The 11,125-nt window shown below is 64.0% G+C and carries 8 protein-coding genes and 1 pseudogene; 6 read left to right on the top strand and 3 right to left on the bottom strand.

Annotated elements, in window-relative coordinates:
* Nucleotides 1–99 precede the first annotated feature (99 nt).
* Nucleotides 100–1,587: a helix-turn-helix domain-containing protein gene (locus ABIE35_RS21135; protein ID WP_354517840.1), complete on the bottom strand. Its 1,488-nt coding sequence runs from the start codon at nucleotides 1,585–1,587 to the stop codon at nucleotides 100–102.
* A gap of 171 nt (nucleotides 1,588–1,758) precedes the next feature.
* Here ABIE35_RS21135 and aceA point away from each other — a divergent pair, with 171 nt between their 5' ends.
* Together aceA and aceB are read left to right on the top strand one after the other, a co-directional pair.
* A complete protein-coding gene (gene aceA / locus ABIE35_RS21130; protein WP_354517839.1) occupies nucleotides 1,759–3,090 on the top strand; it encodes an isocitrate lyase in 1,332 nt (443 codons plus the stop codon).
* 249 nt (nucleotides 3,091–3,339) lie between these two features.
* A complete protein-coding gene (gene aceB, locus ABIE35_RS21125; RefSeq protein WP_354517838.1) occupies nucleotides 3,340–4,992 on the top strand; it encodes a malate synthase A in 1,653 nt (550 codons plus the stop codon).
* Nucleotides 4,993–5,092: 100 nt separating this feature from the next.
* Here aceB and ABIE35_RS21120 read toward each other — a convergent pair whose 3' ends face one another.
* Together ABIE35_RS21120 and ABIE35_RS21115 are read right to left on the bottom strand one after the other, a co-directional pair.
* Entirely contained in the window at nucleotides 5,093–6,286 is a 1,194-nt protein-coding gene (locus ABIE35_RS21120; protein WP_354517837.1) for an MFS transporter, read from the bottom strand.
* A gap of 91 nt (nucleotides 6,287–6,377) precedes the next feature.
* The gene (locus ABIE35_RS21115; protein WP_354517836.1) at nucleotides 6,378–7,595 is read right to left on the bottom strand and encodes an ROK family transcriptional regulator; all 1,218 of its coding nucleotides are present in this window, start codon (nucleotides 7,593–7,595) and stop codon (nucleotides 6,378–6,380) included.
* Between the two features lie 219 nt (nucleotides 7,596–7,814).
* Here ABIE35_RS21115 and ABIE35_RS21110 point away from each other — a divergent pair, with 219 nt between their 5' ends.
* From ABIE35_RS21110 to ABIE35_RS21095, 4 genes and pseudogenes are all read left to right on the top strand, one after another.
* Nucleotides 7,815–8,576 (top strand): sugar phosphate isomerase/epimerase family protein, encoded by a 762-nt coding sequence (locus tag ABIE35_RS21110; protein ID WP_354517835.1) that lies wholly within the window; start codon nucleotides 7,815–7,817, stop codon nucleotides 8,574–8,576.
* Nucleotides 8,573–9,694 (top strand): Gfo/Idh/MocA family protein, encoded by a 1,122-nt coding sequence (locus ABIE35_RS21105; protein ID WP_354517834.1) that lies wholly within the window; start codon nucleotides 8,573–8,575, stop codon nucleotides 9,692–9,694. Before ABIE35_RS21110 ends, ABIE35_RS21105 begins: the two co-directional genes overlap by 4 nt.
* A gap of 15 nt (nucleotides 9,695–9,709) precedes the next feature.
* Entirely contained in the window at nucleotides 9,710–10,885 is a 1,176-nt protein-coding gene (locus ABIE35_RS21100) for a Gfo/Idh/MocA family protein (RefSeq protein ID WP_354517833.1), read from the top strand.
* A gap of 1 nt (nucleotide 10,886) precedes the next feature.
* A pseudogene (locus ABIE35_RS21095) lies at nucleotides 10,887–11,125 on the top strand (sugar phosphate isomerase/epimerase); the annotation flags it as partial.

Genomic DNA, 11,125 nt, shown 5'->3' with positions numbered 1-11,125 from the left:
GCGTGGGACTCAAGCACGAGTGATGTGAGAGTACGTGGGACTCAAGCACGAGTGATGTGAGAGAGCGTGGGACTCAAGCACGAGTGATGTGAGAGAGGGTCAGCGCTCGGAGTGCGCCGCCAGGAAGGAGTACACCTCGGTCTCGTCCACCCCCGGGAACGCGCCCGGAGGCATTGCCGCCAGCAGATGTGAGTGGGCGCGGGCGGACGGCCAGGCGTTGCCTGCCCACTCGTTGGCCAGGGACGCTGGCGGCCGCTTGCAGCAGTTGGGATCCGGGCAGTTGGACGTTGCGCGGGCCGTGGTCTCCCTGCCGCGGAACCACTTCACGTGCTGGTAGGGAACGCCGATGCTCAGCGAGAATTCACCGTTGGCTGACCGCTCGGTACGGGCGGTGCACCAGTAAGTCCCGGAGGGTGTGTCCGTGTACTGGCTGTAAGCGCTGAACTTGTCCGGAACGTCAAACACCGCGCGTGAAGTCCACGCTTTGCACGAGGGCTGCCCTTCAATCGCCCCCGTGTGATCCTGCGGGAACGTCACGCCGTCGTTCTCGTAGGCCTTGTAGATGATGCCGGACTGATGGGTCTTCTGGAAGTGAGTGGTGATGCCCAGGTGTTTGGTGGCCAGGTTAGTGAAGCGGTGAGCGGCAGTTTCGTAGGACACGGCGAAGGCGTCCCGGATGTCCTCCACCGCGATCTCCTTGGCCGCCTTGGCCTTTTGCAGGAACTCGACCGTGGCCTGCTCCGGAAGCAGCAAAGCAGCCGCAAAGTAGTTGGTGGCCACGCGCTGCGCCAGGAAATCCCCGTAGTTCCGCGGAGTTTCGTGTCCCAGGACGTAGTGGCCCAGAGCCTGGAGCAAAACAGATCGCGGATCGTGATCCTGCCGTTGGTTCTGCGTCAGGTAAATTCTGCGGTTCTTCAAGTCCGTCACTGATCGCGTCGAGTGCGGCAAATCACCCACATGGTGCAGGGAAAACCCGAGGTTCTCAGCAATGTCCGCAATGACGTGCTGGCTCAGCGGCCCCGCGGTGTAGCCAACCCCTTTGAGAACTTTCTGCGCCTCGGCCTCATACTCGGGGAAATAGTTACCGCGCTCGCGCATCATGGCACGCAACTCGCCGTTGGCGCGGCGGGCTTCTTCCGGCGTCGCGACCTGCTCATTAAGTTTGCGTTCGAGCTCCTGAAGCAGCCCGACCTGCGACTCCAGCACATCCAGCGGAAGCCGTGAACTGATGCGGATTTTGGGCAAGTTCAGCGACTCATACAGCGGGCCGCGCTGGTACCGTTCCAGTTCGATTTCCAGGGCTGCGCGCCGACTCGGCGGCTCGGCGCCCAGCAGCTGATCGATGCTCACATTAAGTGACGCGGCCAGTTGCTGCAGCAACCCCAGCTTGGGCTCCCGCTTGCCGTTTTCAATCAAACTCAGCTGGCTTGGTGCGGTCCCGACGGCGGCACTCAAGTCGTCCAGCGTCAGTCCAGCCTGCTTGCGCAGATGGCGGACGCGGCGGCCAAGGCTGATGACGTCCAGTTCAGGGGACGCAGGGGACAACGACGGCGACGCGACTTCACGATTCCAGCTCACAGGCGACATTTCTTGAGAATACGCGAAGAAGTGCGTTTCTTTCCATAGTTTTCCTCTAGTAACCCACTTGGAAGTGCAGAAAAGTAGGACTTACGAAAAAGAAATACAGACCCCGGGCAGCCGGCCGATGCAGCAAAGGCGCAGCGGAGGCCAGCCCGGGCACCACATAGGAGACATGCAATGACCGCATCGTTTGAACCAGCAGAACAGCAGTCCGCTCAGGACACAGCTAGCGAGCAGGCAGCAGCGCTGGAACTTGAATGGTCCGCCAATCCGCGGTGGGAAGGCGTCACCCGTGATTACTCGGCCACCGACGTCGTCCGCCTCCGCGGTCGCGTCTCCGAAGAGCACACCCTGGCCCGCCGCGGTTCGGAGAAGCTCTGGAAGCAGCTCACCGAGGAAGCTCCCACCGGCGGCTACACCAACGCTTTGGGCGCACTGACCGGTAACCAGGCCGTTCAGCAGGTCAAGGCCGGCCTCCGTGCCATCTACCTTTCCGGCTGGCAGGTGGCAGCAGATGCCAACCTCTCGGGCCAGACCTACCCGGACCAGTCCCTGTACCCGGCCAACTCGGTTCCGCAGGTTGTCCGCCGCATCAACAACGCCCTGCTCCGCGCAGACCAGATTGAATACGCCGAGGGCGTCAAGACCGTTGAGGACTGGCTGGTCCCGATCGTCGCCGACGCCGAAGCAGGTTTCGGTGGCCCGCTGAACGCCTACGAACTCATGAAATCCATGATCACCGCCGGTGCCTCAGGCGTTCACTGGGAAGACCAGCTCGCTTCCGAAAAAAAGTGCGGACACCTGGGCGGCAAAGTCCTGATCCCCACCCAGCAGCACATCCGCACGCTCAACGCAGCACGCCTGGCAGCCGACGTCGCCGGTACCCCGACGGTCGTCATTGCCCGTACCGACGCCGAAGCAGCGACCCTGATCACCTCCGACGTTGACGAGCGCGACCAGGAATTCATCACTGGTGAGCGGACGGCCGAGGGCTTCTACAAGGTCCGCAACGGCATCGAACCCTGCATCGCCCGCGCCAAGGCCTACGCACCGTACTCCGACCTCATCTGGATGGAGACGGGCACCCCGGACCTGGAACTGGCCCGCAAGTTCGCCGAATCGGTCAAGGCCGAGTTCCCCGACCAGATGCTCTCCTACAACTGCTCCCCATCCTTCAACTGGCGCAAGCACCTGGACGACACCACCATCGCCAAGTTCCAGCGCGAGCTCGGCGCCATGGGCTTCACGTTCCAGTTCATCACCTTGGCCGGCTTCCACGCCCTGAACTACTCGATGTTCGACCTCGCCCACGGCTACGCCCGTGAAGGCATGAGCGCCTACGTCGAGCTCCAGGAAAAGGAATTCGCCTCCGAATCCCGCGGCTACACCGCCACCAAGCACCAGCGCGAAGTCGGCACCGGTTACTTCGACGACATCGCAACCGCGCTCAACCCGAACGCATCCACCCTCGCACTGGTCGGATCGACCGAAGAGGGCCAATTCCACTAACCACACCGCCCACGGTGAGCTGTTCGCTTCGCTCACCGGAAGGCACGACGGCGATTGTCGCCTCCGGCCTGCGGAGCGGCAATGCTCTGCCTGCTATTCCCTACGTCCCGGTTTCGACCTCGCTGAGCGAGGACGGACCGGGACGCAGGGCCCCTTTACGCAGGCTGCCGCATCACCGCCCCTCCGGCCTCGTGGGCACCTCACGTAAGTGCCGCCGTCGAACATTTGCTTCTCATAGGAGAGATTGACATGAACAGCTTCACTGACAACTTCACTATTAATGGCATCACCATCACCGCTCAGCCCATATGCCGGCAGAACGAGGTTTTGACGCCGGACGCCCTTGAGTTCATTGGCAAGTTGCACAGGGCTACGGCGGATCGTCGTCAGGAGCTGATGCAGGCACGGCACACACGTCGTGGGCAGATCGCCGCCGGCCAGGATCCGCGGTTCCGCCCGGAAACTGAGGGTATCCGGAATGATCCGTCGTGGCGCGTCGCTCCCCCGGCTCCGGGTTTGGAGGACCGTCGCGTGGAGATCACGGGTCCGGTGGATAAGAAGATGACCATCAACGCCTTGAACTCGGGCGCGAAGGTCTGGCTGGCTGACATGGAAGACTCGTCCACGCCGACGTGGCGCAACGTCATCCAGGGTCAGCTGAACCTGACCGATGCTTTGGAGCGGCGCATCGATTTCACCTCCCCGGAGGGCAAGGAGTACAAGCTCAAGGCTGCCGAGGACCTGCCCACCATCGTGGTCCGTCCCCGCGGCTGGCACTTGCCGGAGAAGCACATGCTGATCGACGGCAAGCCGATCGCCGGCGGAATTGTGGACTTCGGCTTGTTCTTCTTCCACAACGCCCGCCGCCTGCTGGCCCAGGGTAAGGGCCCGTACTTCTACCTGCCGAAGATCGAAAACCACCTCGAGGCACGTCTGTGGAACGACATCTTCGTCCTGGCACAGGATCTGCTGGGTATCCCGCAAGGGACCATTCGCGCCACGGTGCTGATCGAAACCATCACCGCCGCGTTCGAGATGGAAGAGATCCTGTACGAACTGCGGGACCACGCCTCGGGATTGAACGCTGGCCGGTGGGATTACATCTTCTCCTTGATCAAGAACTTCCGCACCCGCGGACCGCGTTTTGTGCTCCCGGACCGCGGCCAGGTGACCATGACCCAGCCGTTCATGCGCGCTTACACCGAGCAACTGGTGCGGGCCTGCCACCGTCGCGGGGCCATGGCGATCGGTGGGATGGCCGCCGCTGTTCCCAACCGCAAGGATGAGGCTGCCAACACCGCCTCGTTCGAGAAAGTCCGTGCCGACAAGACCCGTGAGGCCAATGACGGTTTCGATGGTTCGTGGGTGGCCCACCCGGACCTGGTACCGGTATGCCGGGAAGTCTTCGACTCAGTTCTCGGAAACCGCCCCAACCAGTTGGACCGCTCCCGCGAGGATGTCACCCCCGACGACCGCGCGTTGATCGACATCGCCAGCACCGAGGGAACCATCACCGAGGGCGGAGTTCGCCTCAACATCGAGGTGGGCATCCGTTACATCGAGTCCTGGCTTCGCGGCAACGGAGCTGTGGCCATCCACAACCTCATGGAAGACGCCGCTACCGCCGAGATCTCCCGGTCCCAGCTCTGGCAGTGGATCCACTCCCACGCCATCACCGACCATGGCGACATCATCACATCCCAGTGGGTGGAGGACATGCTGGACGAGGAGTTCGCCCGCCTGGAACGCTTCGATGGAGACCGCTTCGCTGACGCACGCGCCATCTTCGAAGAAGTCACCCTGGCCGAGGAATTCCCCACCTTCCTGACCATCCCCGCGTACGCCCGTTTCCTCACCGAGGCCCGTGAAGAGGCCACGGAGGAGGAACTCGTCGCCGCCTAGCTTTCCGCTGGCCAGCGACACACCAAGCCCCGACGCTGGGCTGCCTGCACTCTTCGCAACAAGTGACCCCGACCGTCGGGGAGGCAGCCCAGCAGCGGGGCTAACCCTGCCGGGCCACCCAGCGCACGGACACCGTGGTGCACACACAGAACGTGAGCACCGAGCCGAGGATCACGAACAGCGGCACCGTCCAGCCGTCGGTGACACTGTGCACGAACCCGATGGCAGTGGGAGCCAACGCAGCGAAGCAATAGCCCACCCCCTGCACCACGGCGGACATTTTGCCGGCGGCGGCCTGCGATTGCGCGAACTTGATGATGGCTATGAAGATCACCGTGATCCCACCGCCCTGGGCCACACCGCCCAGCGAGGACCACATCCACCACCACGATGGTGCCAGCAACAAGCCAAGGGGAACCGTCAGCCACAGCGCGCTCAAGGTGACCGCAACCGTCGTCGTACTGGCGAAGCGGGCCAGGAGCGGTACGCCCAAGCCGCCCACAATCGCGAAGATCTGGAAGAGGGAGGATCCTGCCCCGGCTTCGGCGGTGCCCATGGCGAGTTCGTCGGAGAGAAAGCTCGGGAGCCAGGCGGTAACCCCATAGTAGGAGAACGCCTGCCCCGCGAAGCCGAGTGTGAGGCCCACAGTCAGCCAGCGCACACCCGCAACGCGACCCGCCGAGGAAGCAGGAGGAGCAGGAACCGCGAGGGGAACAAACGCACGTCGAGCTCCGACCGTAGGCACCCAGAACAGGATCGCGGCCAAAGCCAGCAGAGCACTGGCCGCGAGGGAAAGCCGCCACCCCACCAGCTCAGCAAGGGGCGCCGTAGCCACGGAGGTGAGGAACGAGCCAACATTCAGCGCGGCGGTGTAAACGCCCATCGCGGTCGCCTGGCGCCGGGGTGCGAAGTCGCGCCGGATAATGAGCGGCACCGCGATGTTACCGATGGTGATGGCCACGCCAATGACCACCGTGCCCACCATCACCGAGACACCGCCACCGCTGGAGCGGATGATCACACCGGCCAACACTCCGAGCAAGGTGAGCATCACGGCGAACTCGGCCCCAAACCGGCGTCCCGCCAGCGAAGCCAACGGGGACGCAAGGGAGAAACACAGCACGGGAATGCCGGTCAGAAGCCCCAGCTCAACGGGCGAGAAGCCCAGGTCCTGCTGCAGCGAATCGACCACGGGAGCCACAGCCACAAAGGGGCCGCGCATGTTCAGGGCAATGAGGCCAATGCACGCGAGGATCAGCCAGCCGCGGGGAATTTTAGCGAGGAACTGGCTCATCGGGCGCACGACGAAGCAGCGAATGCAGGAGGAGTTTTCATCACTTTCATTGCTATCACGCCGTCATCCGGCAACCGGCACCCAACAGGACCTAACCCGCTGCTTGGAGCGTGGCCTCAATCACGGCCGGCGACAAGACATGCTGAGTGACCATCTGGCTGGCGCCCAGGACCGCGGCACGCTGGCCTGCCATGGAGATGCCGATGCGCAGGTGCGTAGTGGCCAGCGGCAAGGACCGCCGGTAGACCACTTCGCGGATGCCGGCCACGAGGTGCTCGCCGGCTTCTCCCACGCTGCCGCCGATGATGATCATGGACGGGTTAAGGAGGTTGACCACGGTGGCCAGGACATCGCCGACGTCGCGCCCGGCTTGGCGCAGTGCCTGGATGGCTTGCAGGTTCCCCTCGCCAACAAGCCTGAGGACATCACCGCCCGTAGACGCTTCCAGCCCCTGGGCCTGCAGCTGACGCGCGACGGCGGGACCTGAAGCAAGCGCCTCAAGGCACCCATGGTTGCCGCAGCGGCAGAGGACATCGTCGCCGCGCGGAACACGGACATGGCCGAGGTCGCCCGCGGTGCCGTTGGCGCCGCGCTGCAATTGACCACTGCTGATGATGCCGGCGCCGATGCCCGTGGCCACCTTAATGAACAGGAAGTTCTGGTGGTCCGGCCAGTAGGCGGTGCGCTCGCCGAGCGCCATGATGTTGACGTCGTTGTCCACCAGGACCGGGACCGGCAGGGAGCGCTGGACGTAGGAGACGACGTCGAATCCGTCCCAGCCCGGCATGATGGGTGGTTTCACCGGCTTGCCGCTGGCGTGCTCCACGGGGCCGGGCAGGCCGATGCCTATGCCCGCGAGGTCTCCGGGTTCGCGTCCCGCTTCGGCCAGGAGTTCACGACCCGCAGCTACGACGCGGCCCAGGACCGCGTCCGGCCCTTCAGCCACTTCCTGCCGCAGACGTTGCTCGGCCAGAACGTTGCCGCCAAGGTCGGTGACGGCAACAATCACGTGGGTGGCTCCGACGTCGACGGCCAAGACCACCCTGGCGGCGGGGTTGAAAGCAAAGCGCGACGGCGGCCTTCCGCCACTGGAGGAAGCCTCACCAGCGGGCCCAACGAGCCCGGAACCGATGAGGGCATCGATGCGGGAAGCGATGGTGGAGCGGGCCAATCCGGTGGTGACGGCGAGTTCCGCCCGGGTGCGGGCCTGACCGTCGCGGAGAAGTTGGAACAGATCGCCAGCACGCGAAAGGTTGCCGGCCTCGGGCGCGGAGTTTATTCCGGCGTCGATTCCGGCCTCAGATGTCATGCATTCAGTGAATCACGATTGCTTATGCGTGTCATCCGGTGAAAGTTTAGACAAAATCCTGCAACTTTTGCTGGACGCTCGGCAAAAGTCCCTTTAGGCTGAAAAGAGTTGGTGACTCATCCCTCGAAGGATGGAATCTGTGGCTCCCCGAAGGGGGCGCTCACTAGACTGGCGCCAAGGCCCTGATTTTCCGGAAAACCTCTCCCGAAAAGGAACCCAATGTCTTACTCACTCCAGCTGTATACCCTCCGCGATGCCATTCAGGAGGACTTGCCGGGAACTATCAAGAGGGTTGCCGAGATCGGTTTCACGCAGGTGGAGCCGTACAACTTTGTGGCCACAGCTTCTGAGCTTGGCCGGGCTTTGAAGGAGAACGGCCTGACGGCGCCGTCCGGGCACGCCCCGCTGTTGTCCCAGGACCAGGACGAGATCTTCGCAGCGGCGAAGGAACTGGGTATCACCACAGTGATCGATCCCTTCCTTCCCGCAGAGCACTGGCAGGACGCTGAAGCCATCCAGGCCACCGCCGCCAAGCTCAACGCCGCAGCGAAGAAGGGCGCCGAGTACGGCATCCGCGTGGGCTACCACAACCACGCCTGGGAGCTGGAGTCCGTCGTCGAGGGCAAGACCGCCCTGGAGTACCTCGAAGGTTTGCTTGACTCGGAACTGGTGCTGGAAGTAGACACCTACTGGGTTGCAGTGGGCGGACAGGACCCTGTGGAGCTCTTGGCCCGCCTCGGTGATCGTGTAAAGCTCATCCACATCAAGGACGGCCCGGCCACCACAGACACCAAAGCCCAGCTACCCGCAGGGCAGGGCACCGTTCCGGTCCTGGACGTGATCGCCGCAGCAAAGTCCCTTGAGGTTGGCGTTGTGGAATTCGACGACTACTCCGGCGACATCTTCGAAGGCATCACCGAAAGCCTGGCCTACCTCACCGCCGCAGCCAGCGCAGACGCAGCAGAAGGAGCACAGGCATGAGCTTCGCACCCTCCACACGTAAAGGCCCCGTGGGTGTCGCCGTCATCGGCGCGGGCAACATCAGCAAGCAGTATCTGGACAACCTCACGGTCTTCCCGGACCTGAAAGTCCTGGTCGTCGCCGACCTCTTCGTCGAGGCCGCCGAAGCACGGGCCAAGGAATACGACATCGCCGAGTTCGGTACCCCCGAGCTGGCGCTGAACCACCCCGACGTCGAAATCATCGTGAACCTGACCATCCCGGCCGCGCACGTCGAGGTCGCCACCGCAGCGGTCAACGCCGGCAAGCATGTCTGGACCGAGAAGCCCTTCTCCCTGGACCGCGAATCCGGGCTCGGCCTGCTCAAGACAGCCGATGCCGCCGGCATCCGCCTGGGCACCGCCCCGGACACCTTCCTCGGAGCCGGTTTGCAGACCGCGCGGCGGATCATCGAACGCGGCGACATCGGTACCCCGCTGACCGGGATGACCACCTTCCAGACCCCCGGCCCGGAATCCTGGCACCCGAACCCCGCGTTCCTCTTCCAGCACGGCGCCGGTCCCCTGTTCGACATGGGCCCTTACTACCTCACCGCACTGATCCAGACCTTCGGATCCATCCGCAAGGTCGCCGCCGTCGGCTCCTCCGCCAAAGCCACCCGCATCATCGGTTCCGGACCCAAAGCCGGCGAGGAATTCGCCGTCGAGGTCCCCACCCACGTCTCCGCGATGGCGCAGTTCGAAGGCGGGCAATCCTCGCACAGCGTCTTCTCCTTCGAGTCCCCGCGCCAACGCATGGGCTTCGTGGAAATCACCGGTTCCGAAGCGACCCTGTCCTTGCCGGACCCGAACAACTTCGACGGCGACCTGAAGCTCTGGCGTCCAGGCGCGGAAGAACCTGAGATCATCCCCGCCACCGGTCCAGCCAACGGCCGCGGCCTGGGCGTGCTGGACATGGCCCGCGCCCTCCGTTCCGGCACTGCGCACCGCGCCACCGGCGACCTCGCCTACCACGTGCTGGACAGCATGGTTTCGATCGCCGAATCCGTGGAATCCGGCGCGTTCGTGGACGTCACCAGCAACGCACCCGCCTCGGCCGCCCTCCCCGAGGACTGGGCACCGGAAACAGCGACCCTTTAGGAACCGGCGACGAACATGACGACTATTTCCCACCCCCCGCTGGGTGTTGCGGCAATCGGCTACGCCTTCATGGGAAAGGCCCACTCGAATGCCTGGCGGAACGTTGCCAGCTTCTTCGACGTCCCGGCGTTCGAGCAGAAAGTGCTGGTGGGCCGGGACGCCGACGCCGTTGCGGAAGCCGCCGCCAAATACGGCTGGGCCGAATCCGCAACCGACTGGCGCTCCGTCATTGAACGGGACGATATCCACATCATCGATATCTGCGCGCCGGGGTGGATGCACGCCGAAATCGCCATCGCTGCTTTGGAGGCAGGCAAGCATGTGCTCGTGGAGAAGCCGCTGGCCAACACCTTGGGTGAAGCCGAGTTGATGACCGCAGCCGCCGCCAAAGCGCATGCCCGCGGGGTCCAGTCGATGATCGGCTTCAACTACCGCCGCGTCCCGGCGTTGGCGCTGGCCCGCGAACTCATCGCTGAAGGTCGTCTCGGCACCGTCCGGCACGTTCGCGCCGCCTATCTGCAGGACTGGCTCAGCGACGCGGAGTCTCCCATGTCCTGGCGGCTTCGTAAGGAAACAGCGGGTTCCGGCGCTTTGGGCGATATCGCCTCGCACGCCATCGACCAGGTCCTGTTCCTCTTGGGCGATGCCGTCACCGAGGTCTCGGGCCGCCTGCACACCTTCGTGGACCGCCGCCCCGGCGCTGATGGTCCAGAAGACGTCACAGTCGACGACGCCGCTTGGGCCACGCTGACCCTCGCCTCCGGAGCAATCGCCTCGGTGGAGGTTTCCCGTGTGGCTACAGGCCAGAAGAACTCCCTCAAACTCGAGATCTACGGCGACAAGGGCACCATCCTCTTCGACCTCGAGGCCTTGAACGAACTCGGTTTCCTTGACGCGACCGCCCCGGTGCGCGAGCAGGGCTTCCGCCGAATCCTTGTCAACGAACCGGAGCACCCGTACCTTGAAGCGTGGTGGCCACAGGGTCACATTATCGGCTGGGAACACACTTTCACGCACCAGATCCGGGACTTCCTCACCGCGATCGCGGCCGGTGAGTCGCCGTCGCCGTCGTTCGAGGATGGACTCAACGTCCAGCACATCCTGGCCGCCGTGGAAGAATCCGCGGCCGGCAAGAGCGCATTGATCCAGCTGTCCGCAAGGGCAACCAGCACCGCTACCGAAGGAGCCTGACATGCCCCGCCCGTACACCTTGTTCACCGGCCAGTGGGCCGACCTCCCTTTCGAGGAAGTCGCGCGCCTTGCCTCGGGCTGGGGCTACGACGGCCTGGAAATCGCCGTTTCCGGAGACCACCTGGACGCCTGGCGCTGGGACGAACCCGGTTACGTCGAGTCCAAACTCGCTGTCCTGGAGAAGTACAACCTGAAGGTCTGGGCCATCTCCAACCACCTCAAGGGCCAGGCCGTGTGCGA

The organism is Paenarthrobacter sp. 4246, from assembly GCF_040546855.1.
Lineage (GTDB): Bacteria > Actinomycetota > Actinomycetes > Actinomycetales > Micrococcaceae > Arthrobacter.
Note: the sequence above shows the minus strand (reverse complement) of the source record. Positions and strands in the feature narration are given on the sequence as shown.

Excerpts from the sequence above, each read along its gene's own strand:
- ABIE35_RS21135 (WP_354517840.1), bottom strand. The coding sequence starts at position 1,587 with ATGTCGCCTGTGAGCTGGAATCGTGAAGTCGCGTCGCCGTCGTTGTCC.
- aceA (WP_354517839.1), top strand. The coding sequence starts at position 1,759 with ATGACCGCATCGTTTGAACCAGCAGAACAGCAGTCCGCTCAGGACACA.
- aceB (WP_354517838.1), top strand. The coding sequence starts at position 3,340 with ATGAACAGCTTCACTGACAACTTCACTATTAATGGCATCACCATCACC.
- ABIE35_RS21120 (WP_354517837.1), bottom strand. The coding sequence starts at position 6,286 with ATGAGCCAGTTCCTCGCTAAAATTCCCCGCGGCTGGCTGATCCTCGCG.
- ABIE35_RS21115 (WP_354517836.1), bottom strand. The coding sequence starts at position 7,595 with ATGACATCTGAGGCCGGAATCGACGCCGGAATAAACTCCGCGCCCGAG.
- ABIE35_RS21110 (WP_354517835.1), top strand. The coding sequence starts at position 7,815 with ATGTCTTACTCACTCCAGCTGTATACCCTCCGCGATGCCATTCAGGAG.
- ABIE35_RS21105 (WP_354517834.1), top strand. The coding sequence starts at position 8,573 with ATGAGCTTCGCACCCTCCACACGTAAAGGCCCCGTGGGTGTCGCCGTC.
- ABIE35_RS21100 (WP_354517833.1), top strand. The coding sequence starts at position 9,710 with ATGACGACTATTTCCCACCCCCCGCTGGGTGTTGCGGCAATCGGCTAC.